The organism is Polaromonas sp. UBA4122, from assembly GCA_002381615.1.
Taxonomy (GTDB): Bacteria; Pseudomonadota; Gammaproteobacteria; order Burkholderiales; family Burkholderiaceae_C; genus Polaromonas.
Genome location: DFWY01000076.1, coordinates 1 through 21,836, shown reverse-complemented (window position 1 = coordinate 21,836; position 21,836 = coordinate 1). Strand labels below are relative to the sequence as shown.

The window sequence follows — 21,836 nt, the reverse complement described above, 5'->3', positions numbered from 1 at the left end:
ACAGAGTAAAAATTTAGGAGAAAAAAATGAGAGTTTCAGCTTCGGTCAAGAAAATTTGCCGCAACTGTAAAATCATCCGCCGCAAGGGCGTTGTACGCGTGATCTGCACAGATCCACGCCACAAGCAGCGCCAAGGCTGATTTTCAAGAGATTTAGAGGACGCACATGGCTCGTATCGCTGGTATCAATATTCCGCCGCAGAAGCACGCCGAAATCGGCTTGACTGCAATTTTTGGCATAGGTCGCACGCGCGCTCGCAAAATTTGCGAAGCATGTGATATCGCCTATGCGAAGAAGGTCAAAGATCTGACTGATGGTGATCTGGAAAAAATCCGTGACCAGATTGCTCTGTTCACCATCGAGGGTGACTTGCGTCGTGAAACCACGATGAACATCAAGCGCCTGATGGACATTGGCTGCTATCGCGGATTCCGTCATCGTCGTGGACTGCCAGTGCGTGGTCAGCGCACACGGACCAATGCCCGCACCCGCAAGGGTCCGCGTAAAGCTGCGGCAGCTTTGAAGAAATAATTGAGAGGTCGTCATGGCAAAATCACCAAGCAATAACGCCGCACAGCGCGTTCGCAAAAAAGTACGCAAGAACGTGGCGGATGGCATTGCCCACGTCCACGCTTCTTTCAATAATACGATCATCACGATCACGGATCGCCAAGGCAATGCGTTGTCATGGGCCTCTTCCGGTGGGCAGGGTTTTAAAGGCTCGCGTAAGTCGACTCCTTTTGCAGCGCAGGTCGCTTCAGAAGTGGCTGGCCGTGCTGCCATTGAGCAGGGCATCAAGAATCTTGATGTTGAAATCAAGGGACCTGGTCCAGGACGTGAATCGTCCGTACGGGCACTGGGCGCGCTGGGCATTCGAATCAATTCGATCGCTGACGTTACCCCTGTTCCCCATAACGGCTGCCGCCCCCAGAAGCGCCGACGTATTTAATAGCGTTGTATTTTGCCTGGTTGCTTGCATTGCAATCGACTAGGCATCTGCATTTTTAATCAAGCCCACCGCCGTTAGGTTGACACCGAAGGCTCCTGCAGTAATTGCAGCAGATGACAAAAGGACATTCAAGTGGCACGTTATCTAGGCCCCAAGGCCAAACTATCCCGCCGTGAAGGCACCGACCTTTTTCTGAAGAGCGCACGTCGTTCCATAAGCGACAAGGCCAAATTTGACTCCAAGCCAGGCCAGCACGGCCGTACCTCCGGTACCCGTACGTCTGACTTTGGGCTGCAGCTGCGTGAGAAGCAGAAAGTCAAACGCATGTATGGCGTTCTAGAAAAGCAATTCCGCCGCTATTTCGAAGAAGCTGATCGCCGCAAAGGCAATACCGGTGCTAACCTGCTGTTCATTCTGGAATCGCGACTCGACAACGTGGTTTACCGCATGGGTTTTGGCTCTACACGTGCCGAAGCACGTCAGCTGGTGTCCCACAAGGCCATTACTGTGAACGGTAATTCCGTCAACATTCCTTCTTACATGGTCAAGACCAGTGATGTGATTGCTGTCCGTGAAAAGTCGAAAAAGCAGATTCGCGTGACCGAAGCTCTCCAGCTGGCACAGCAAGTGGGCCTGCCTGCATGGGTGGATGTGAATGCTGACAAGGGCGAAGGCATCTTCAAGAAAGTGCCTGACCGTGATGAGTTCGCCGCCGATGTCAACGAATCGTTGATCGTCGAGTTGTACTCACGCTAATTTTCGTTCCTGCGATACGGGGCACCGTATCGCCAGGGTGTGCTTCGCCAGCCTTATCGGTGTAACGAACCGAGGGTATTGAGAGGAAGACTGCATGCAGACTAATTTGTTGAAACCAAAAACTATCAATGTTGAGCAGCTTGGCGCCAATCGCGCCAAGGTGACCCTAGAGCCTTTTGAGCGTGGCTATGGCCATACGCTGGGCAACGCGCTGCGCCGCGTATTGCTGTCATCCATGGTCGGTCACGCTGCGACTGAAGTGACCATCGCCGGCGTTTTGCACGAGTACTCTTCAATTGACGGCGTTCAGGAAGATGTCGTCAACATTCTGTTGAACCTCAAGGGGGTGGTCTTCAAGTTGCATAATCGCGATGAAGTCACCTTGAGCTTGCGCAAGGACGGAGAAGGTCCTGTCACCGCAGCCGATATCCAGACGCCACACGATGTGGAAATCATCAACCCTGAGCACGTGATCGTGAACTTGTCGCACGGCGGCAAGATCGATATGCAAATCAAGGTTGAAAATGGCCGCGGTTATGTACCAGGTAACTTGCGCCGCTACGGTGACGAGTCACCGAAGTCGATTGGCCGCATTGTGCTGGATGCCTCGTTTTCTCCTGTCAAGCGGGTGAGCTACGTCGTTGAAAGCGCCCGCGTCGAACAGCGCACCGATCTGGACAAGCTGGTACTCGAAATTGAAACGAATGGCGCAGTGACCGCAGAAGATGCTGTTCGTGCTTCGGCCAAGATTTTGGTCGAGCAGCTGGCTGTGTTCGCTCAGCTGGAAGGCAATGAGCTGGCCGCATTCGATGCGCCGGTCCAGCGCAGCTCGCAGCAGTTTGATCCAATTTTGCTGCGCCCTGTCGATGAGCTCGAGCTCACCGTGCGCTCAGCGAACTGCCTGAAGGCGGAAAACATTTACTACATTGGCGATTTGATCCAGCGCACCGAAAATGAGCTGTTGAAGACCCCAAATCTGGGACGGAAATCTCTCAATGAGATCAAGGAAGTGCTGGCCTCTCGCGGCCTGACACTTGGAATGCGACTTGAAAGTTGGCCTCCTGCAGGCCTCGACAAGCGTTAATTGATTTATAAAAACATCTCATCTAGGATGAGATAGTGCACGGGCAGTACCTTATACGGCTGTCTCGATATTAAATAAAGGAAGCACTATGCGACATGGACACGGACTACGTAAATTAAACCGCACAAGCGAGCACCGCCTCGCCATGTTGCGCAACATGATGAATTCACTGCTTCAGCATGAAGTCATAAAAACCACGCTGCCTAAAGCCAAGGAGTTGCGACGCGTGGTAGAGCCGATGATCACGCTCAGCAAACAACCCACGCTGGCCAACAAGCGCTTGGCATTTGACCGTCTGCGCGATCGTGATATGGTTGTCAAGCTGTTTGCCGAACTGGGCCCGCGCTACAACGCTCGTCCTGGTGGCTACACCCGCATCCTGAAGATGGGTTTCCGCGTTGGCGACAATGCGCCGATGGCGCTGGTTGAACTGGTGGACCGTCCTGAAGTGTCGGAAGACACTACAGCTGACACAGCCAAGGCAAAGTAAGTTATAATATTAATATATCGCGCGGTGGAGCAGTCTGGTAGCTCGTTGGGCTCATAACCCAAAGGTCGTAAGTTCAAATCTTGCCCGCGCAACCAACATCCAAGCCGTCTAGGCTGGTAGCAAACGCCCACTTCATGTGGGCGTTCTGCTTTTTGGCCCAAATTTGGCCCATTTCTGGCCCACTTTTGGCCCACAAAATTTTCACACAGCTGAAAATGACCATTGGGTATTGGCCCATACATTGGGATACGGAGTAAGCGATCTATTAACTGCGTCCCTTGCGGCGCGGGCTCAGATGTGATTGGCGTTTGAGACTCGGCCGCTCGACCCTATTCGGTCGGCAGCGCGATGTTCCAAGGCAGCAGCGCCTCGTAGTCGTCGGCGGTCTGCGCGAGCGGCAGCGCAGCGAGCAAGGCTTGCAGATAGCGATACGAGTTGATCCCGTTGACCTTGCAGGTCTGCAGCAGCGAGTACTGGTTCGCGCTAGCGTTGGCACCGGCCACGGTGTTCGAGAACAACCAGTTGCGTCTTCCGACTACAAAGGGGCGGATCGAATTCTCGCAAGGGTAATGCCGACTCCAAAATTATGCCGCGTCCAACTTGCGCGAAGGCGCAGCTGTGGCGTTTATGAGTCGGCATAATTCCTATGATTTCTTCAGGCTGGCAATCACGCTGGCCGAGGAGAAATCACATGACGATAGACACAACCGCAGACGGCGTATCCGAAGGGCTGCCGGCACGTCACATTGAAGCATTCCTTGAACACCTGCGCACAGCGGGATATGTCGACTCGACGCTTCGTAAAAAGCAAAGGATCTTGACCGCGTTTGTGCGATGGATGAAGGGCGATTGCAGTTCCATCAGGAGTTCCCAGACGCAGCGTAGCGCAACGCGCGAGTTCGCTCGTTAAGCATGGTCATGATCACCTTCCTTTCAGTGGAGGTAGTTAGGCGTGGTGCTGCTTTCTCCGGTGGCGTCATCATCATCGAACAGCCAGCGCGGGAAGTCGTCCAGTTTCAACTCCTTTCTGCCGGCTGCGACCGCGTTTGCTACCGCCTCCAGGGTCAGTTGCGAAATTTGCCGGGCTGGCAGATGCGCCAGATGACGGCGCAGAGACACGTCTGTTTTGAAGCCTTTGACCGCCACCGACTTGATGGCAGCGCGCATGACTTCTTCAGCAAGCACCAGGCACTCGGATGCCGTGGGCGGCATGATGTGAAATTCCCGAAAGCGGCTGCGCAAGGGCTGGTCCAGAATGAGCGCATTGTTGGCCGTGGCAATCCACGTGACCTGGCTGGCATCAAATTCAAAGAGCAGCGAGATATCCCGCACACATTTGGCACTCAGGGGTTGCCCCGCGTCAGCTTCTTGATCGTCACGTCCTGCGCCTTGTCGTTTGCAAGACGAAGGTTCCGATCGGTACCGAGCAGGGCATCCTTCGTTTTCTGCAGGTGGTCGATCGACTTGTCGATCTCCTCGATTGCCTTTTTGAAGCTATTGGATGCGAGGTCGTAGTTCCGCGCGAATGCGGTCTTGAATGTCTCGAGGTTTGTTTCAAAGTTCGTGATGTCGATGTTCTGCGCCTTAACAAGCGCAAGCTCCGACTTGTACTTGAGCGAGTTCATCGCTGCATTCCGCAGCAGCGTGATGATTGGAAGAAAGAACTGAGGTCGGACAATGTACATCTTCGGGTGGCGGTGAAACACGTCGACGATCCCGGTGTTGTAGAGCTCACTGTCGGGCTCGAGCAGGGAGACCAGCACCGCATACTCGCACCCTTTCTCGGTGCGATCCTTGTCAAGCTCCTTCAGAAAGTCCTCGTTCCTGTTCTTGGTCGCTGTACGGTCGCTCTCGTTCTTCATTTCGAACATGATCGAGACGATCTCAGTGTCAATCTCATCCGAGTCGCGAAAGATGTAGTCGCCCTTGCTGCCAGTCCGCGCGTCGTTGTCCTTCTCGAAATACGCCCTCGGAAACGCCATCGCTCGAATGCGGTTGAATTCGGTCTCGCAGTGCTGCTCGAGGGTTTCGCCAACCATCTTGGTCGACAGGCGAGCCTTCATGTCCCGAAGGCGCTCGATCGCGTCATCGCGATCCTTGATCTGCGTCTCGTACTTGTCCTTTAGCGACTTCTCGGCGAGTTGCTTCTCAAGCTCCGCTCGCTCGAGTCCGCTCTTCAGTTCGTCGCGCTCCTTCTCGACCGAACTGACTGCCTCGATAGTCATGAGCTTCTGCGCAACCTCGGTGGCGTCGAGCTTGGCCTTCAAGCCCTGGATCTCCGAGTCCTTCGTCGCGGCGGCCTTCTGCAGTTCGTTCAAGAGCTTCGCCGCGGCTAGCTCGGAAGCGGCTTGCTTGTCACGCTTCGCCTGCTCAAGTTCGTTCGCGAATGTGTCTCGCTCTTTTCCCACGGCGATTAAGGCCTCGGTTACGGCGAGCTTCCGCGCAACCTCACCGGCGTCGAGCCTGGCCTTCAGTTCCTGTATCTCGGAGTCCTTGGCTACGGCAGCCTTCTGCATTTCGCTGGCGCCCTTGGTTTGGGCGAGTTCGACGGCATTCCGCTTGTCCTGCTCGGCCAGCTCAAGCCGCTCGTGCAACTGCTGCTCAAACTCGCCGTCGCGAACGTGCTTGACGATGTCCGCGTACCCGGCCTCGTCGATCTTGAATGCTTTCCCGCAGTGCGGGCAGATGATTTCATGCATGGCTACTTACCCTCCGCTTTGGCCAGGATTTGCATGAGCATCTCTGGCACCGCTCCCTCGGCCTGGAGTGTTGCCGTCCGGTACGCGAGTTGATTCTTCGCGAGATTGATACCTGCGGCAGCCGCGACGTCGTTGCAGGCCATGATCCATTCGGGCCAGTTTGCCGCCAGGAACGCTTCAAGGTGATCCTCAAAGATCGCGACCTCTTCGGCGACGGTCGCGGAAGGAAAGTCCTCTTCAGTTCGACCGAAGTACTTCAACCCCGCGCGATTCGCTGCTATGTGGCCCTTCCGCTCGTCATCGATCTTTTTTTGCGGCTTCTGATTCGCCTTCGCACGCGCTTCAAACCCACCATCCGCATCGAAGAGCGCATAGACCGGGATACCGATCGACGTCAGGATGGCGTGTGCGAGAGGAATCGATGTCTTGCCTCCTACAGGGACGATGGAGACGCCCGCAGCCTCAAGCGAGCCGAGATAGGTTTTGTCGCCGATGCCGCAGAACACGGACGACTCTGTCGTGCCTTCCACGAGGAAAGCGCGATGCGCAAAGAGCGCCACAGCAAGCTGATTCGCCACAATGCCGTCGAGCTGGCGATCAACTTTATCGGCGCTCAGCACTCCGATTAGCTTGGTCTTCACTTCGGCGACCGTGGCGAAGTGGACAGTGACAACAGGAGTCTCGTCAGACGACCTCGTCAACCGCCTGACTTGGTCGAAATGTCGCGCCTCGAGAAAGTAGGGGCTGTGAGTCGCATAGGTCACTTGGATGCGCTTGGCGGCGTCCTCGGCGAGCGACCGCAGCACCTTCGCGAACGTCTGTGCCTGGATCGGGTGCTGAAAGAGTTCCGGCTCCTCGATCGCCAAGCAGATGACACCCTCTGCCGAAGCCGCACCCGACTGCGCCAAGAGCTGGAGCGCCGAGATCAGAAGCGTGCGCTGAAAGCCATCACCCGCACCAAGTTGGCATTGGTCATCGGTGTCAGCGGATGGTGCTGCATCGAGCTGTGCGACAACAATACGTCACCAACGAACAGATGGCCTTTAAATACGGTGCGCGCGTTCTCTGGAAAAGCCGGCGTGATGACAGTAAATGTAGCCTGCAACTCGTCCATCAGCGCCTCGGTCACAGGGCCAATGTGCCCTGCGGTGTCGAGTCAAAGGTGGAGCAGACCTTGAAGTAGATGGGTACGTCGCCACCCTGGCGAAGCCAACGGGCAGCGGCCACCGACTCGGCCACTGCCTGCTTGACCGGACAAGTGCGTGACTTTAGTGCGACCACCACCGCGTCGGCATCGGGCACAGTGGTATCTGGCACACCAATGACCTGCACCGTGCTCATACCTGCGCGTACCAAGTTGTTGGCTAGGTCCGTGGCGCCGGTAAAGTCGTCGGCAATGCATCCCAGCTTCATGACGCAATACGCTCGCAGCGCCAGACATTTTTCCCCACCACCCAGTCCGAAATGTACTCGTTCATCTCCTGGAAATGTTGTGATTCCAGGTGCGCCTGGACCGCGAAATCGTCATCATAGACTTCATAAAGCATAAAGCGCGTTGGATCGGAAGCGTTGCGGCATACATCGAACTGGCGGCAACCGGGCTCGTCGGAGAGCGAGGTTCGGGCGTTGACCGCGACGGCCATCTCGAAGGCCTGGACATAGTCCAGTTGGACGTGAAACTCGACAATAAGAACAACCATTGCAACGTCCTAATCTCTACAATGAATGAAGAATCGCAGGAAGCCAATGTGTCATCGAGGGCACAAAAGTGATCAGCAACACAGTGACAACCGCGGCGCCTAGAAGGGACCAAAGATTGGGCAGAATGTCTGCCATAGTCGCGTTCGCAAGCCTGGCCGAGACGAAAAGTGTCGCGCCAACCGGCGGGTGCGCCAGGGCAATGGCCAGGTTGGCTGTCATGATGACACCAAAGTGAACCATGTCTACTCCGAATGACTGCGCCAGTGGCAAAAACAGCGGTGCGGATAGCAACATGGCTGGCAAAGGTTCAATGAAAATGCCAAGTAGTAGCATCGAACCATTGAACAACAGTAGAAATTCCCATTGTTGTGTCGCTACTGATCTCACCCATTCAGCCATGCTGGATGCCACCTGCTCAGCTGTCACCAGCCATCCCATGCCACCAGTTGCCCCGATGACCAGCAAGACAACGGCGCTGGTGATAAAGGCCTTTAGGATCAATTGGGGAATTTGCCTCCACGTCAGATCTTTGTAATAGTAGATTGAAATGATCAAGCCGTAGACAACGGCGCACGAAGCCGATTCACTGGGAGTGAAAAATCCACTCCAGACACCCCCAATAATGATAAGAGGCATCAGAAGCGCTGGCCCAGAGTCGAGGATAGCGTCCAAAATTACACGGCGAGTTGCGCGCTCGTCGCCCTTGTCGCAGCCGGTTCTCTTTCCATGCCAAATACAGACAACGATCAAGGTCGATGCCAACACAACTGCGGGCACCAAACCCGCCATCGACAATGTGCGCATCGATACGCCTGATATGAAAGCGAATACCAGGAAGGGGATTGATAGTGGCATCAACAGGGCCAGAGTTCCAGCGACGCTGAGTAGGACTGCCGCGAAACCACGTGAATAGCCGCGTTCGAGCATGGCCGGGATGATGAGTGAGCCAATTGCCGCCGTATCAGCAATGGCTGACCCGGAGATGCCGCCAAAAATCATACAGCTGAAAACAGTGACAACACCCAAGCCGCCTGGCAGCCATCCCAGCAGCACCCGCGCAAGGTGGACAATTCGTCGACCAACACCACCCATTGCCAACAAGGCTCCGGCAAGTATGAACATCGGCACTGCAGTAAGAATGAACGGCTCGACCCCCGAAATGAACGACAGGTAGACCACCTCCATAGGATGCTGAAGGCCGAGCACAACAATCGTTCCGACGGTTGCGGCAAGCAGCGCAAACAGGATTGGAACGCCCATCAACGCGATAGCGAAGAACGAGCCAAACAACACCAGAGGTAACATTGATCAGTCCTCTTTCGGGTAACGCAGTTCACGCGGGACGCCGCGCGCGATCTGTATCAGGTCGAACGCGAGAAAAAGAGCCATCGCAGTGCTGCCAACGGCCATACCTAAGTACTGGTATGCCATCGGCCATTCAAGCACTGTGAGTTGGTTACCCCAGTTTCCGTTCACCAGACGCCAGCCATAGAAAACAAGTGAGCCGACGACAGCCAAGCTGAATACCTGCAATACGAAGTCCGCCCGCTGCCTAGCTTGCGGCTTTAGCTTGTTGACAAATTCCGAGATACTCATGTGCCCACCGCGCTGGGTTGCCGCGGCACCGCCTAGGAACGAGACCCACACCATCAGGAATTCGCCGAGTTCATTGGTCCAGGCCATGTCGCGATCGAAGAGATGCAGCAGCACGTCAACAAACACCACCACCACCATCACCGCACCGATAGCAATCACAGCCCAGTCGATCAAGCGGCCGATCAGCCTTATCACCAGAGGGCCTGGCATGGGTCCCTGCAACATCGGTTCACGCTTTGCCGAACTTGGATTTTGATTTCTGGCGGGGGCGCCAGATGAAGGCGCAGTCACTACTTCACCTGCTTGCGAATGGCGTCAGCATCGGCCAGCGCAGCGTCAACGTCGGCACCATACTTTTCACGAGCCTTGGCGTAAACGGGCTGCACGGCAGCGCGGAAGGGTGCGAGCGCTGGTCGGTTGATTTTGGCTCCATGAGATACCATGTCAGCGATCAGCTTTTCTTCGTTCGCCTGAACGCTCTTGCGACTGAACGCAGCAGAAATCTGCGCCGCCTCTGTCACCGCTTTGCGATCGGCTGGTGACAGCTTCTGCCACGTACGCTCTGAGATCGTAAGCGGAATGGGGCTGTACACGTGTTGAGTCAAGGTGACGTATGGTGCAACCTCGTAAAACTTGTTCGAGTAGATCGTGTCGATTGGGTTTTCCTGGCCCTGAACTGCACCCTGCTGAATGGCCAGGTAGACCTCAGGCAGAGGCATGATCTGGATATTGAAGCCCATCGACTCCAAGGTCCATCGCATCATCTCGTTGGGGAAGGTGCGCAACTTCATCCCCTTGGCGTCAGCTGGTGTGTTCAACGGCGACTTGGTGGTCATGTCCCGAAAACCTGCTTCCCAGGTTGAGAGGAAACGGAAACCCTTAGCCGGAGCCTTGTCAAACTGTTTCTGTAGCCACTTCGATTGGTCGTAGAAGGCCTGCCCCTGCGCGAAATTGTCAACGAGGTACGGCAGCATGGTCAAGTTCAGCGTCGGAATGTGCGGTGCGTAGGAACCCGTGGCTGACACCGTGAAGTCAACGCCTCCAAAGGCCAGTTGTTCGATGTTTTTCGGGTCGTTTCCCAGTTGGCTACAGCAGAAAACCTGAACTTTGTAGCGGCCCTGGGTCAATTCTTCAACTTTTTTGGCAAACAGTTCTGCAGCCTGTTGACGGGATCCTGTTTGTTGGTCGGTGTGGCTTAACCTTAGTACGGTCTGCGCTGCCGCCGACAAGCTAAAGGCTGCCGCAACGACAGCAAATGCCAAAACTTTTAATGTCTTCATCTTTATCTCCTTCATGTAGGTTGGTGGGGGTCGAAACTTGCCATCATCACGCGACGGCCACTGGTATGCGAGTGGTAGACGGCCGCTTGCACATACAGATTGCTTAAGTAGTCACGTGCACTGTTCTGCAGTGGCGTACGCTGGTGTAGGTGCGACAGGACATGTGCCTGCAGCGCCGTACTGGCTCCGCCGAAGGCGCCACGCCCGGCGCCGTCGTCATAAATATGTTCAACTTCCACGCCCTGATGTGGCATCCACCACAACTGGGCGTTGCCGTCCAGACGCATCACGCCGCGCTCGCCTTCGAGCCACATCTCACCCATGGTGCGGCGCATATTTTTTGCCGGATGTTCGTTCAGGCGGTTACCGTCGAACAGGCCGGTGCGTTCGTCACCAAATTCGAAGATCAAAATCCCAGCATCCTCGCCCAGAATCACTGGATTGAGCCGACGCAGCCGCGCAGTGACAGCGACGACCTCACCCATCAAAAAACGGAAGGTGTCAATGAAATGCACTGCCGTCTCGCGCACCAGGAACTCTGGCATGGTCTGAAAATAGGGCTGTCGGTCCAGGTAGGCCTGCGGGCCCTGACCATCGCCGGGGCGCAAACGAAAGGAAATGCCATGTAAACGGCCAAAGAAACCATCGTCTATGAGTCGACGCAATTCGCGAAACCACGGCGCGAAGCGGAAATTTTCGTGAATGACAAGCGGCACGCCCGCTGCCTCGGCCATTTCCGTCATGGCTTGGGCCTGCTTCAAGTCCGTACCAAATGGCTTCTGGCAAATGGTGGGAATGCCGCGCTCAATGGCCGCGCGGACTGCCGATTCCTGCGCCACCGGCGGTAGCACCACGTCCACCAGCGTGGGGCGCTCGGCATCGAGCATCGTGGCTACATCGGCGTAGCACTTGGGCACGCCATAGCGCTGCGCCAATGCTTCTGCATTTACCAGGTGGCGGTTGGCAATTGCGACCAGTGGCGCACCTGCATCGCGCCAACCCTCAACCTGGAACTGTGCCCAGTAGCCAGCACCAATCATGGCAACGCGGTCACCCCCGTCAGCCCCTTGATCCTTCGCTGTTGTATGGCTTTGAGCACTCATATCACAGCTCCGCCACTACGGCGCGAACGATGTCGATTGTGCTACTCGTACCACCAAATTCCCTTGGGCGAACCCGACCGTCAGCAAAGGACCGCTGCATCGCCATTTCGATGGCGCGGGCACCATCGGCTAACGCGCTATCTACATGCTTTTCGGACAACCAGTCCAGCATCATCACTGCAGACAGCAGCATGGCGCTTGGGTTGGCGATGCCTTTGCCGGCGATGTCCGGCGCAGTTCCATGAGCGGGCTGGAACAACGCGTACTTGTCACCGATGTCTGCCGAAGGCGCCATGCCCATGCCGCCGGCGAATGCTGCAATGAGGTCAGACAGAATGTCACCGAACATGTTTTCTGTGACCAGCACGTCATACGCCCACGGCTTCAGCACGAGATTCAAGGCCACGGCGTCGACGTAGGCGCTGTCGGTGGTTAGATCGGGGAAGGCGCTGGCGCGCTCCTCGAATACCTTGCGCCAGAAGGCCATCGAGGTAAAAACGTTGGCCTTGTCAACGCTGGTGACATGGCCGGGCTTGCCCTGCTCCTTGCGCCTGCGCGCCAGGTTAAGCGCAAAGTCACATACGCGGGCCGTGCCAGTGCGGGTGATCTTCATGGTGTCAAAAGCGGCTTCGTTCTCACCCTCGCCTTCGATACGGCCACGGTTGCGGGCGTAGAAAAGCCCTTCCGTGTTTTCACGCACGAGTACCAGGTCAATCTGCGCGGCGCGTGCGTCGGCCAATGGCCCTGGCAGCCCGGCAAAACTCCGGATCGGACGTACACCCGCATACAAGTCCAACGCAAAGCGGATGTCGAGTTGCGGAATGATCTCGGTGCCATCTTTTGCACGTACATGGGGAAGCCCCATGGCACCAAAGAGGATCGCATCTGCAGCACGACAGGCATCCAGTGTGGTCTTGGGCAGTGCATCACCGCTGTCGACGTAGTGCTGTGCGCCAGCCGGATGCACGGTGAATGTGAAGCGACGGCCAATGCGGCTCTGAAGTGCATTCAACACTTCGAGGGTTGCGGCCATTACCTCTGGTCCGATCCCATCACCCGGGAGTACAGCGATGGAATAGTTTGTTTGGTTCATTTCAATACACTTTCTTTTACATGTGAGCCAGCTTGTAGCGCTCGAAAATTGCCACCAGCTCGCGATTTGCACGCTCGCGATGCGCGCGGGTTACTTGGGCTGCGCCTTGAACGTCACCGGCCCGCAGACACTCAACCATTTGCAGATGCTCTTTGGTCGAATTCACCGGCTTGGGTCGGAGCCGCAGCGTGAACATGCGAGCCCGGTGGGCGCGGTCCCAATAATTCAGCACAGTGTCCTTAAGCTGCCGATTTCCGGACAGATCTACCAACAACGCATGAAAACGTTCATCAGCCACCGCCCAAGCGTCAAGGTCGTCGACCTTGAGCGCCTCGTCCATGGCAGTCGTCGCCGCGACCAACGGCAACAGGTCATCGCTACTGGGCTTGCGTGCCGCCAGCAATTCAGCGGCCATACATTCAAGAGCCGTAAGGACCTGGTAGATCTCACGCATATCGGTCGGAGAAACCGGAAGAACCCGCATCCCGTGACGTGGCACCACATCTACCAGACCTTCTCTTTGCAAACGGATCATCGCCTCGCGAACCGGCGTGCGGCTCATGCCCAGGGCAAGCGCAACGTCTTGTTCCATTGCCTGGTAGCCCGGCATCCACACCACGTCAAGAATGCGTCGACGTATCTGTGTGTAGGCCTCTCCGACCATCGAATCCTTCTTTTTGCTTATTGGCGTATTCATGGGGTCGGATAGTTCCAGTGGGTTGGCGCGACACCGGCCACCGGCATGGGTAGCGTAAACAGATGATCGGCAAGCAAACATCCCAGCACAGCGCTGCGCCGATCTGGTCCACAAAACGCAATGCTTGAGATATTTCGTAACACGCGACTCTTGATGCCATCAAGATGGGGACGATCCAATGCGCCCGCTCTGAAAGCTGCTTCTACCCAGGCCAAATGCTCTGCGTCAGAGTCTTCCAGCCATATCGTGGGCGTGCCATCGGGTGCAACACGAATCAGTCGATTGCTGATGATGCTGACAATCCAGACACCACCATCTTCATCGAATGCCAATCCATCTGGAAATGTTCCAGCACCGAATTCGACCACCACCTCTTTGGGCCCAAGTGTTCCGTCCGGGTGCAGCGCAAAACGCGACAGGCGTCGGGAAAAAGTCTCATTGACGTAAAGCCAGCGACCGTTCGGGTGCAGCGCGACTTCATTGGTGTAACCCAGACCGTCGGCAACGATGCGAGCACCTTGCCGGTCGACCATCACAATAAAGCCATCGTTGCATTCGCGCCGATAGCCGAGCGAGCGTGGCTTCAAGCGTGTACTGACCGTAATCCAGAACCGCCCCAGGCCATCCTCGACCACGAAGTTCGTCGGCGGTAAATCGACCCCATCGACCGACATCAACCAAGGGCTCACCTGCCCCGAGCGCTGAAGCCGGTACACGCCGCCTTCTTCATTGCCAAGATGTGTGAGCAGGAAGTCGCCGTTGCGCAGCAACGCTATTCCGTTGGGTTTCAGTTCGATACCGTCTGGCGCAATACCCATGTACAGCGACTGCTCCCCATTGGCATGCAAGTGCGCAATGCCACCACGCCAGTCTGCGGTGTAGAAGTCGCCAGATGCTGTTGCCAGTACGCATTCGGGGCGAACCAAGCCGTGACCGCGGGTGCCAAGCTTTTCCAGTGATCGCTCTAGGTCAGGTTTCATTGACTTTGTTATTGCATTCATTAATGTATACGTTAACAAACGCATAAAGAAATACTATCAGCAGAAACCCTTAGCTAATCATTAAAGTAAGGTAATGCCCGTTCCTGTTTCTAATTTTTTATACGGTTCGCAGCCAAAGCTTCACTGGCGTGGACCTCATGAGTACTGAGAAGCGATCCCCAATGCGCCCTCTGGCGACATGCGCCAAAGGGTATCGTGTCAATCAACTGACCCAAAATGCAAAGTGATGCCAAGGCGTAGACAACTTGTCTAATTGGATATCCAAGAAGCGGGCATTGGCGAAGGTCAGCATAACGCTGCGTACCTGTCTCAGACTTCCCCGCCGCCAGCGTCAGCAATGTGGATGGGGCGCCGCCAATTGAACGGCAGCTTTATGGAACCTCCACAGTGAAAATTTTTCTTGTTCCCGAAAGCTGCCACCCGGGAGCACCCGCTTCTGGTCGTCAAGAGCCAGTGCCCGTCTCAAACTGCCCGCTCGGCAACGGTCGTTCAGCCTAGCCTCTCCTTGGTGTGCTCCATACCTGCCTGCCGTCGCAGGCTCCTGGGTGCCCACTGGTGAGGCTTGGAAGTCGGAGCTGGCGCCCCTGGTCAAATCCGTATCGGCAGAAACAGTGCTAATACGCAGTAGCGGCTCAAATGGTCGCAAATGGCACCGCGGAACAAAGTGTTGGTTCTTATTGGTTGCCATTCCGCTGAACTTCTCTCTGAAAAGTCTAACGTTCTAGTTCACGGGCCGGGCGCGACTTTAAGCGCCAGGTTCCCTGCAATGATGACGCTGCGGCATCACGAGGGCCCCATATCGGCGCGCAATTGGCTGGACAGAAACTGGCGGAGCCGATCGGACTTCGGCGCACCGAATACGTCGGCCGGCCGACCATCTTCCTCGATCACACCCTGGTTCAGAAAAATCACCCGATTGGACACCTCGCGCGCAAAAGCCATCTCATGGGTAACGACGAGCATGGTGCGGCCTTCGTCAGCGAGGGTGCGCATCACGCGCAGTACTTCGCCCACGAGTTCCGGGTCCAGGGCCGACGTCGGCTCGTCGAACAGCATGACGCGCGGATGCATCGCCAGCGCTCGGGCGATCGCGGCGCGCTGCTGCTGGCCTCCCGAGAGGTGCGCGGGATAGCTGTTGCGCTTGTCGGCGATGCCGACCTTGTCCAGCAGCGCCTCGGCCTCGCGCAGCGCCTCGGTGCGCGAACGCCCCTGGACGTGAATCGGTGCCTCGATCACGTTTTCGATCACCGTCATATGCGTCCAGAGATTGAAATTTTGGAACACCATCGCGAGTTGCATGCGCATGCGGTCGACCTGCGCGCGGTCGACCGCCTCGCGCCTGCCACTACGTCCCGCGCGCAGCGCGATCGTCTCGCCAGCAACCACGACCTCGCCTTCATCGGGGATCTCCAGCATGTTGATACAACGCAGCAAGGTCGACTTGCCGGAGCCGCTAGCGCCGACGATCGAAATCACGTCGCCTTCGTGGGCGTCGAGCGAAATGCCTTTCAGCACTTCAAGATTTCCAAAGCGTTTTCCCACGTTGCGAACACGCACGGCGGGCTGAGTCAGTGGGGTGGATATCATCGGGCAGGCTCGGGCAGGTGGGTCGGGTCGGAGAGTTCACGCGCCTGGGGCGACAGCCGCCGTTCAAGGAGCGCGACGGCGCGCGAGATCGCGAAATTGAGAACCAGGTAGATCAGGCCCGCGCAGATGAATACTTCGACCGCCCGGAAAGTCTCGGAAATGATCTTGGATGCGATCCCGGTGACCTCCATCAGCGTGATCACGCTGGCCAGCGCGGTGGAGCGGGTCATTAGAATGATTTCGTTGCCGTAGGCGGGCAAAGCGACGCGCAAGCCTTGCGGCACGATGATCCGGCGAAAAATCAGCCAGCGCGACATCCCGCAGGCCCGTGCTGCCTCGATCTGGCCGAACGACACTGACAATATGCCGCCGCGAATAATTTCGCTGGAATAGGCTGCGGTGTTGAGGGTAAGCGCCAGCAGGGCACACCAGTAAGGCTGGCGCAACAAGGGCCATGCCAGACTCTCACGGACCTCGGGAAACTGGCCCAGGCCGTAATAGATCAGAAAAATCTGCACCAGCAATGGCGTGCCGCGAAACACGAACACATAGCCCCGTGCCGGGTAGTCGAGCGCGGGGTTGCCCGAGAGACGCATCAGCGCCAGCAGCGCGGCAAAGATGGCACCCGCTGCAATCGAGAGGAAGGCCAGTTGCAGGAGTAGTGGCACGCCCGAGAGCAACTGCAAGAGGGTCTGCGCCAGAAAATCGATATCCATTGCTTCAGCTCCGGCGCACGCCACGCATTCCGAGCGACTCCGCGCGCCGGAAACCCCAACCGGAGATGGCGGAGAGCATCAGATAGAGCAGCGCAGCGGTAATGAAAAAGGCGAAGGGCTGGCGGGTGGACCCGGCACCCACCTGCGCCTGGCGCAAGATCTCGGTCAGGCCCACTACGGAAATCAGCGCTGATTCCTTCAGCGCAAGCTGCCAGACATTGCCCAGGCCAGGTATCGCAAAGCGCAGTGCCTGCGGAACGATGATGCGACGAAACATCAGCCATCGCGGCATGCCCACAGCGCGGGCCGCTTCGAGTTCGCCGCTGGCGATTGCTCCGAACGCGCCGCGGTAGATTTCGCTCTGATAGGCGCCCGAGATGATGCCGACCGCAATCGCGCCGGCGGCAAATGCGTCGACACCGACAAATCCCTTGGCTCCCAGTGCATGAGCCAGCGCCGTCAGCGCGGTACTGCCGCCGAAATAAAGAAGGTAGATCACCAACAGGTCGGGGATTCCGCGCAACACCGTCGTGTAGGCATCGGCCGCAATGTTGAGCGCCCGATTGCCTTCAATCCGGGCCCACGCGATCAGGCTACCAATCAGGCTACCCAAGGCAAACGCGACGCACGAAACAGCGACGGTCATCAGCGCCGCTTGCAGCAGTAGCAGGCCCCAGCCCTTCGGGCCGAACCCCATCAACTCAACGTAACTGACCATTTGGCTCGCATGCTACGCAGCCGGTAGCACATAGGGAACATTTGGAATCCGCCCGTATGCATGGGGATCAGTGCAGAACACCGGGAATCCCACTCACGGCGCGCACGCCAGAGTGGTAAACGGACCGTCTCATCGCACCGGCGTGATATCGAAACCAAACCACTTCATCGACATCGTTTTCACTGTGCCGTCAGTCACCGCCGCACCGACGGCCGCATCGAACTTGGACTGCAACTCGGAGTCGTTCTTGCGCAGGCCGACTGCAACGCCAAAACCGAGCGCTCCGCCGCCGTAGCGCGGACCTGAGAGCATCGTGTCTTTGTTGTCCGGGGATTCGACCATGCCCTTGAGGTACGACATCGACGCGAACACGGCATCGACTCGGCCAGCAGCCAGGTCCAGGTCATGCTGCTCGGTCGTCTTGTATTGCCGGATTTCGACCACGTCCTTAAAATACTTTTCCATAAAACTGGCCTGTGCCGTAGACGTCTGCACTGCTACGATCTTGCCCTTGAGCAAGAGCTTGAGCTCGTTGAGCGACTTCTCGGCCGCGGGAGCACCATCGGCGCTGAGGGAATAGACCTTTCCCGCCTCGGGCAGTTTGGCGAGCGGGTTCGATTTCAGCACCGCAAAGGTCGAAGGCGTCCGACCGTAGGGCTGCGTGAAGGCTATTGCCTCCTTGCGCTTGTCGGTGATATTCATGCCGGACATGATGGCGTCGAACTTGCCGGCGTTGAGGGCTGGAATCACGCCGTCAAAAGCCTGAGCAACGATTTCGCATTTGGCTTTCATGCGTTTGCAAAGGTTTTCGGCCAGGTCGATTTCGAACCCGATCAGCTTGCCGCTGGGATCGGTGAAATTCCACGGTTTGTAGGCGCCTTCGGTCGCGATCTTGATGCTCGACCAATCCTTCGACTGGGCTGAAGCGCTCGATACCACACACAGCGACGCGACCAAGGTGGCCGCAAAGGTTGTCAAGAGCTTCATGAATCTCCAATGTGTTCGTTATATAGGATCAGGACCGCGGCGCGATGCCGGATCGAAGTATCTCATGTCTTCAATAGCTCACAGGCGCTGCGACTCGACTTGAAGGGATGCGGGAAAGTACTGCGCAACAGGAAACCAGTGCGGCGTTAGGCTGGCCACCAGTTCTGATGTGGCAATTTCCTTGAAGGAGAGCTCGGGGTTTTGGTATAGATGGTGGCGGATTTGAGTCAGGAAGTCTTGGGAGTCGGCCAGATCGGCAACCTGGCAATAGCTGGTATAGCGAGCGTTCATGGCGAGAATTCCGTTAATCTTTGCAAAATCAGACACTGTGCGGCGTGTTGCCAGCGCCCATGTCCCAATACAGGCCGGTCATGATGCTCAGCCCTTCACGCAGGAGGGCCGGCGGCAGATGTTCATTGGGCGCGTGTTGCGAGCAACCGGGGTAGGAGTGCGGTACCCACACCGTGCGCAGGCCCAGTATGTCGGTAAAGATGTCGTTGGGCAGCGAACCGCCGAGGTTGGGCAGCACCGCGGGCTTTTTTCCGCTGGTTTGCGCGATGGAGGCCACCGCCCATTGGACCCAGGCATCCTCGGGGTCAATTCGGGTGGCGTGGAACATTTCTTCGCGCGTGGCGGCGATCTTCACCATCGGGAAGCCCTGCCGGTCCAGATGGCGGCGCAGCGCGGGCAGAAAGTCATCCGGGTTGGGGCCCACCACGAAGCGCAGTTGACACCGCGCCCAGGCGCGCGGCGGAATCGCGTTGACGGGGGTGTCCGGGTTGCCGGTCTTGTAGGCCAGCACTTCAAACGAGCACCAGCCAAACACGCGTTCGGCCGGCGACAAGCCGGGCTCGCCCCACCAAGGCTCAATAGTCGGGCCGTCGGCACCGCCATCGACCTCGCAGTCGGCCAGCGCACGGCGCACCGAGTCCGGCAGCTCCTTGGGCACCCATTCGGGAATGCGGATCTGGCCGGTGGGCGAGACGATGCTGGCAATCGCATGCGCGAGCTGAATGCCGGGATTGGAAATCAGCCCGCCCCAGTTGCCCGAGTGGTGGCCGCCCTGGCGCGCTTCGATGGTCAAGTCAAAGTTCATGCTGCCGCGCGAGCCGAGGAATACCGTGGGGCGCTCGGCGCGCAGGCGCGGGCCATCGGAGGCCACTAGCAGGTCGGCGTTGAAAAGGGTCTTGTTGGCTTCACACAGCTCGCGCAGGCCGGGCGAGCCGGTTTCCTCGCCCATTTCGATCAGGTACTTGGCGTTGAAGCCGAGCTTGCCGCGCGTCTTGAGCACGTTGGCCATGGCCTGCATGTTGACCGAATGCTGGGCCTTGTTGTCGGCAATGCCGCGGCCATACCAGCGGCCCTCAGATTCCGTCAGCCTCCAGGGCGAGAGGCCCGGCTTCCACTCCGATTCCAGCCCGCGGATCACATCGCCGTGGCCGTAGCCGAACACCGTGGGCAGGGCCGGGTCCTCTATGCGCTGGGCAAACAGGAAGGGTGCGCGCGCCTTGGGGTGCGTCAGCGTCTGGCAGTCAAAGCCCATCGCCTCAAACGCGGGGCGCATCTCGGTGTCAAGGTAGCTGGTCAGCACCGCGCCACGTTCGGGGTTTTGGCTCTCGGTGGGGATGGCAACACGACGCGCCAGCGTCTGCTGGAACTCGCCCGAATCAAATTGAGATTGTGCTTGTTGAATAGCTTGCGAACGGCTCATGGTGCTGGTCCGGTTGTATCGCAGTAAGCATAAACGACAATCCGGAGCATGCTTGATTTCCGCAAAAGTTTGATCGACAGCACCTTGCGCAAGGTCCTGAAACGGCTTCACTATCCTCTGGAAGTCATGCTGACCTGCGTGCGCTGGTATGAGGCATACCCCCTGAGCCTTCGCCACATCGAGGAGATGATGCAGGAGCGCGGTGTTTTCTGGGATCACGCCACAGTGCACCGCTGGGCGATCAGGATGCTGCCGGTTCTGGCTGCCGTGTTCCGCCGACGCAAGCACCCCGTGGGTCGAAACTGGCGCATGGACGAGACCTACATCAAAGTGTCGGGCCAGTGGAAATATCTCTACCGCGCCGTCGACCGTGACGGCGACACGGTGGATTTTCTGCTCACTGCCAAGCGCGGTCTGGCTGCGGCCCGCCGGTTTCTGGAACGTGCCATCAACCTGCATGATGTGCCAGAGAAGATCACCATCGACAAGAGCGGCGCCAACACGGCCGCCATAGAAAGCGTCAAGGCCGAGCCTGCGTCGACATCCTGATGCGCCAGAACAAATACATCAACAACATCGTCGAGCAGGACCACCGGGCCATCAAGCGGATCACCCGACCGATGCTGGGCTTCAAGTCATTTTGGAGCGCACGAATCATCATCGCCGGAATCGAAACCATGCACATGATTCGCAAGGGGCAGATGGACTGCCCAGTTGGCCAAACCATGTCCGCGGCACAGCAGTTCTACAGCCTGGCTGTTTGAGCAACAGGCCGACCGCGCAACTCTTTTCGGCTCGACTCCACTAATGCGACAAAACCTCCCCGCGCGCTGCTCCAATCTCACGCTGGTATTCGAGGCGGCAGCGTTGGCCATAGCGGCCAGGTACGGGCTTGTACGGGCCCGATTAACGATCACTTCAGACGGGCCGACCTGCGCTCCCATAGCCATCGCAAAGCGCGTGATACTTTCCACCGCACGTGCACCGTGTCCGGCCACAGCCGAGCCAAGCCAGTCGACCAGCAGATATTCAGTCTTTCGGACTACAGTCCCGGGAATGGCGTCAAACCGCAAGTTGGCGGCAAACGCGGCGAGTTGGACGGTCGGAGAGTTGATGAAAAACATCCTTTTCAATTAAATTGACGCCTAACAGGCTGCTGAAATACTGGTTTCAGCTCCAAAAATCGTCTCAAAAAATGGGCCTCTCCCCCTTGCCGACATCGAAAAAATTGCTTGTAGCTCGTTCTACGCGGTCAGAATTTTTCGCTGTAAGGGCGTTGATAGGTATTTCAGCAGCCGGCTAAACGTGGCCCGGTTCCCCTACATTACTGATCGTTGCATGCAAAACTAACGTTTTATAAATCCAGACCTGCTCCGGAGAAGAAGGACTTAACCAAACGTATTTTTTGTCGCAAACGACCAATCTCTCAATGCAGTTTCATGTGCAGCACTTCCAAATCAAAACATCTGTTACGCCTTTTAGGTACGTCCCGACCTTCATGATCCCATCGAATGGCCGCTTCGTTGGCGCCACTCTAAGGTTTTGTCGCGCGTCCATTGTGTCTTCGAGATCGACAATGACGGCGTGCGCCCCGGCATCGAAAGCCTTGGCAATACGTTCAGCACGCATCGCTGGAACAAAGAGGTATACGTTTGGCCGGTTGTACTC

23 protein-coding genes, 1 tRNA gene and 5 pseudogenes are annotated in these 21,836 nt (G+C 57.2%); 8 read left to right on the top strand and 21 right to left on the bottom strand.

Annotated features, from left to right (window positions below; genetic code table 11):
• Positions 1–26 precede the first annotated feature (26 nt).
• The 7 genes from rpmJ to B3F77_RS09880 all read left to right on the top strand — a co-directional run bounded on the left by rpmJ (position 27) and on the right by B3F77_RS09880 (position 3,374).
• Positions 27–140, top strand: coding sequence for a 50S ribosomal protein L36 (gene rpmJ / locus B3F77_RS09910; protein WP_011481465.1), 114 nt, complete (start codon positions 27–29; stop codon positions 138–140).
• 25 nt (positions 141–165) lie between these two features.
• Entirely contained in the window at positions 166–531 is a 366-nt protein-coding gene (gene rpsM, locus B3F77_RS09905) for a 30S ribosomal protein S13 (RefSeq protein ID WP_293604794.1), read from the top strand.
• A 13-nt stretch (positions 532–544) separates the two neighbouring features.
• On the top strand, positions 545–949 hold the full coding sequence (gene rpsK / locus B3F77_RS09900) for a 30S ribosomal protein S11 (protein WP_007869288.1): 405 nt from the start codon (positions 545–547) through the stop codon (positions 947–949).
• Positions 950–1,081: 132 nt separating this feature from the next.
• On the top strand, positions 1,082–1,705 hold the full coding sequence (gene rpsD, locus B3F77_RS09895) for a 30S ribosomal protein S4 (RefSeq protein WP_293604793.1): 624 nt from the start codon (positions 1,082–1,084) through the stop codon (positions 1,703–1,705).
• Positions 1,706–1,799: 94 nt separating this feature from the next.
• Positions 1,800–2,789 (top strand): DNA-directed RNA polymerase subunit alpha, encoded by a 990-nt coding sequence (locus B3F77_RS09890; RefSeq protein WP_293604792.1) that lies wholly within the window; start codon positions 1,800–1,802, stop codon positions 2,787–2,789.
• 88 nt (positions 2,790–2,877) lie between these two features.
• A complete protein-coding gene (gene rplQ, locus B3F77_RS09885; protein ID WP_293604791.1) occupies positions 2,878–3,279 on the top strand; it encodes a 50S ribosomal protein L17 in 402 nt (133 codons plus the stop codon).
• Positions 3,280–3,297: 18 nt separating this feature from the next.
• Positions 3,298–3,374 (top strand) — tRNA-Met (locus B3F77_RS09880).
• 234 nt (positions 3,375–3,608) lie between these two features.
• Here the strand turns inward: B3F77_RS09880 and B3F77_RS09875 are convergent.
• The 19 genes and pseudogenes from B3F77_RS09875 to B3F77_RS09785 all read right to left on the bottom strand — a co-directional run.
• Positions 3,609–3,845: pseudogene (locus tag B3F77_RS09875) on the bottom strand (transposase domain-containing protein); the annotation flags it as partial.
• 367 nt (positions 3,846–4,212) lie between these two features.
• On the bottom strand, positions 4,213–4,611 hold the full coding sequence (locus B3F77_RS09870) for a hypothetical protein (protein ID WP_293604790.1): 399 nt from the start codon (positions 4,609–4,611) through the stop codon (positions 4,213–4,215).
• 11 nt (positions 4,612–4,622) lie between these two features.
• A complete protein-coding gene (locus B3F77_RS09865) occupies positions 4,623–5,978 on the bottom strand; it encodes a DUF2130 domain-containing protein (RefSeq protein ID WP_293604789.1) in 1,356 nt (451 codons plus the stop codon).
• Positions 5,979–5,980: 2 nt separating this feature from the next.
• A pseudogene (locus B3F77_RS09860) lies at positions 5,981–6,991 on the bottom strand (ATP-dependent nuclease); the annotation flags it as partial.
• A pseudogene (locus B3F77_RS09855) lies at positions 6,922–7,391 on the bottom strand (four-carbon acid sugar kinase family protein); the annotation flags it as partial. The pseudogenes B3F77_RS09855 and B3F77_RS09860, both read right to left, overlap by 70 nt.
• A complete protein-coding gene (locus tag B3F77_RS09850; protein ID WP_293604787.1) occupies positions 7,388–7,678 on the bottom strand; it encodes a putative quinol monooxygenase in 291 nt (96 codons plus the stop codon). The gene B3F77_RS09850 and the pseudogene B3F77_RS09855, both read right to left, overlap by 4 nt.
• Positions 7,679–7,694: 16 nt before the next feature.
• Positions 7,695–8,984 (bottom strand): TRAP transporter large permease, encoded by a 1,290-nt coding sequence (locus tag B3F77_RS09845; protein ID WP_293604786.1) that lies wholly within the window; start codon positions 8,982–8,984, stop codon positions 7,695–7,697.
• Between the two features lie 3 nt (positions 8,985–8,987).
• Positions 8,988–9,485, bottom strand: a complete 498-nt coding sequence (locus B3F77_RS09840) for a TRAP transporter small permease (RefSeq protein WP_293604785.1) — start codon at positions 9,483–9,485, stop codon at positions 8,988–8,990.
• A gap of 80 nt (positions 9,486–9,565) precedes the next feature.
• A complete protein-coding gene (locus B3F77_RS09835; RefSeq protein WP_293604784.1) occupies positions 9,566–10,555 on the bottom strand; it encodes a TRAP transporter substrate-binding protein in 990 nt (329 codons plus the stop codon).
• 11 nt (positions 10,556–10,566) lie between these two features.
• Positions 10,567–11,658 (bottom strand): Gfo/Idh/MocA family protein, encoded by a 1,092-nt coding sequence (locus B3F77_RS09830; protein WP_293604783.1) that lies wholly within the window; start codon positions 11,656–11,658, stop codon positions 10,567–10,569.
• Position 11,659: 1 nt separating this feature from the next.
• A complete protein-coding gene (locus B3F77_RS09825) occupies positions 11,660–12,751 on the bottom strand; it encodes an isocitrate/isopropylmalate dehydrogenase family protein (protein ID WP_293604782.1) in 1,092 nt (363 codons plus the stop codon).
• 16 nt (positions 12,752–12,767) lie between these two features.
• Positions 12,768–13,448 carry a GntR family transcriptional regulator gene (locus B3F77_RS09820; protein WP_293604781.1) on the bottom strand — a complete coding sequence of 227 codons (681 nt, stop codon included), beginning with the start codon at positions 13,446–13,448 and terminating at the stop codon, positions 12,768–12,770.
• Positions 13,445–14,266 carry an SMP-30/gluconolactonase/LRE family protein gene (locus tag B3F77_RS09815; RefSeq protein WP_293604780.1) on the bottom strand — a complete coding sequence of 274 codons (822 nt, stop codon included), beginning with the start codon at positions 14,264–14,266 and terminating at the stop codon, positions 13,445–13,447. Before B3F77_RS09815 ends, B3F77_RS09820 begins: the two co-directional genes overlap by 4 nt.
• A 966-nt stretch (positions 14,267–15,232) precedes the next feature.
• Entirely contained in the window at positions 15,233–16,036 is an 804-nt protein-coding gene (locus tag B3F77_RS09810) for an ABC transporter ATP-binding protein (RefSeq protein WP_293604779.1), read from the bottom strand.
• Positions 16,033–16,752 carry an ABC transporter permease gene (locus B3F77_RS09805; protein WP_293604778.1) on the bottom strand — a complete coding sequence of 240 codons (720 nt, stop codon included), beginning with the start codon at positions 16,750–16,752 and terminating at the stop codon, positions 16,033–16,035. Before B3F77_RS09805 ends, B3F77_RS09810 begins: the two co-directional genes overlap by 4 nt.
• Positions 16,753–16,756: 4 nt before the next feature.
• Positions 16,757–17,470, bottom strand: a complete 714-nt coding sequence (locus B3F77_RS09800; RefSeq protein ID WP_293604777.1) for an ABC transporter permease — start codon at positions 17,468–17,470, stop codon at positions 16,757–16,759.
• 129 nt (positions 17,471–17,599) lie between these two features.
• A complete protein-coding gene (locus tag B3F77_RS09795) occupies positions 17,600–18,457 on the bottom strand; it encodes a lysine/arginine/ornithine ABC transporter substrate-binding protein (RefSeq protein ID WP_293604776.1) in 858 nt (285 codons plus the stop codon).
• A gap of 78 nt (positions 18,458–18,535) precedes the next feature.
• Positions 18,536–18,748 carry a hypothetical protein gene (locus B3F77_RS09790; protein ID WP_293604775.1) on the bottom strand — a complete coding sequence of 71 codons (213 nt, stop codon included), beginning with the start codon at positions 18,746–18,748 and terminating at the stop codon, positions 18,536–18,538.
• Between the two features lie 28 nt (positions 18,749–18,776).
• Positions 18,777–20,168, bottom strand: a complete 1,392-nt coding sequence (locus tag B3F77_RS09785) for a M20 family metallopeptidase (protein ID WP_293604774.1) — start codon at positions 20,166–20,168, stop codon at positions 18,777–18,779.
• Between the two features lie 48 nt (positions 20,169–20,216).
• Between B3F77_RS09785 and B3F77_RS09780 the strand changes: the two genes are divergently transcribed.
• Positions 20,217–20,932, top strand: a protein-coding gene (locus B3F77_RS09780; protein ID WP_293604773.1) for an IS6 family transposase whose coding sequence is annotated in 2 segments (ribosomal slippage) — positions 20,217–20,697 and positions 20,697–20,932 — 717 coding nt in all. Because the reading frame shifts where the segments join, the coding sequence is not laid out codon by codon here.
• Positions 20,933–21,079: 147 nt separating this feature from the next.
• On the opposite strand, the pseudogene B3F77_RS09775 reads toward B3F77_RS09780, so the two are convergent.
• Positions 21,080–21,292 (bottom strand): annotated as a pseudogene (locus B3F77_RS09775) (MmgE/PrpD family protein); the annotation flags it as partial.
• 313 nt (positions 21,293–21,605) lie between these two features.
• Positions 21,606–21,836: pseudogene (locus B3F77_RS09770) on the bottom strand (hypothetical protein); the annotation flags it as partial.

Excerpts from the sequence above, each read along its gene's own strand:
- B3F77_RS09890 (WP_293604792.1), top strand. The coding sequence starts at position 1,800 with ATGCAGACTAATTTGTTGAAACCAAAAACTATCAATGTTGAGCAGCTT.
- rplQ (WP_293604791.1), top strand. The coding sequence starts at position 2,878 with ATGCGACATGGACACGGACTACGTAAATTAAACCGCACAAGCGAGCAC.
- rpsM (WP_293604794.1), top strand. The coding sequence starts at position 166 with ATGGCTCGTATCGCTGGTATCAATATTCCGCCGCAGAAGCACGCCGAA.
- B3F77_RS09825 (WP_293604782.1), bottom strand. The coding sequence starts at position 12,751 with ATGAACCAAACAAACTATTCCATCGCTGTACTCCCGGGTGATGGGATC.
- B3F77_RS09785 (WP_293604774.1), bottom strand. The coding sequence starts at position 20,168 with ATGAGCCGTTCGCAAGCTATTCAACAAGCACAATCTCAATTTGATTCG.
- B3F77_RS09805 (WP_293604778.1), bottom strand. The coding sequence starts at position 16,752 with ATGGATATCGATTTTCTGGCGCAGACCCTCTTGCAGTTGCTCTCGGGC.
- B3F77_RS09830 (WP_293604783.1), bottom strand. The coding sequence starts at position 11,658 with ATGAGTGCTCAAAGCCATACAACAGCGAAGGATCAAGGGGCTGACGGG.
- rpmJ (WP_011481465.1), top strand. The coding sequence starts at position 27 with ATGAGAGTTTCAGCTTCGGTCAAGAAAATTTGCCGCAACTGTAAAATC.
- B3F77_RS09810 (WP_293604779.1), bottom strand. The coding sequence starts at position 16,036 with ATGATATCCACCCCACTGACTCAGCCCGCCGTGCGTGTTCGCAACGTG.
- B3F77_RS09790 (WP_293604775.1), bottom strand. The coding sequence starts at position 18,748 with ATGAACGCTCGCTATACCAGCTATTGCCAGGTTGCCGATCTGGCCGAC.
- B3F77_RS09840 (WP_293604785.1), bottom strand. The coding sequence starts at position 9,485 with ATGCCAGGCCCTCTGGTGATAAGGCTGATCGGCCGCTTGATCGACTGG.
- B3F77_RS09845 (WP_293604786.1), bottom strand. The coding sequence starts at position 8,984 with ATGTTACCTCTGGTGTTGTTTGGCTCGTTCTTCGCTATCGCGTTGATG.
- B3F77_RS09850 (WP_293604787.1), bottom strand. The coding sequence starts at position 7,678 with ATGGTTGTTCTTATTGTCGAGTTTCACGTCCAACTGGACTATGTCCAG.
- rpsK (WP_007869288.1), top strand. The coding sequence starts at position 545 with ATGGCAAAATCACCAAGCAATAACGCCGCACAGCGCGTTCGCAAAAAA.
- B3F77_RS09815 (WP_293604780.1), bottom strand. The coding sequence starts at position 14,266 with ATGGGTATTGCGCCAGACGGTATCGAACTGAAACCCAACGGAATAGCG.
- B3F77_RS09865 (WP_293604789.1), bottom strand. The coding sequence starts at position 5,978 with ATGCATGAAATCATCTGCCCGCACTGCGGGAAAGCATTCAAGATCGAC.
- B3F77_RS09800 (WP_293604777.1), bottom strand. The coding sequence starts at position 17,470 with ATGGTCAGTTACGTTGAGTTGATGGGGTTCGGCCCGAAGGGCTGGGGC.
- B3F77_RS09835 (WP_293604784.1), bottom strand. The coding sequence starts at position 10,555 with ATGAAGACATTAAAAGTTTTGGCATTTGCTGTCGTTGCGGCAGCCTTT.
- B3F77_RS09795 (WP_293604776.1), bottom strand. The coding sequence starts at position 18,457 with ATGAAGCTCTTGACAACCTTTGCGGCCACCTTGGTCGCGTCGCTGTGT.
- B3F77_RS09820 (WP_293604781.1), bottom strand. The coding sequence starts at position 13,448 with ATGAATACGCCAATAAGCAAAAAGAAGGATTCGATGGTCGGAGAGGCC.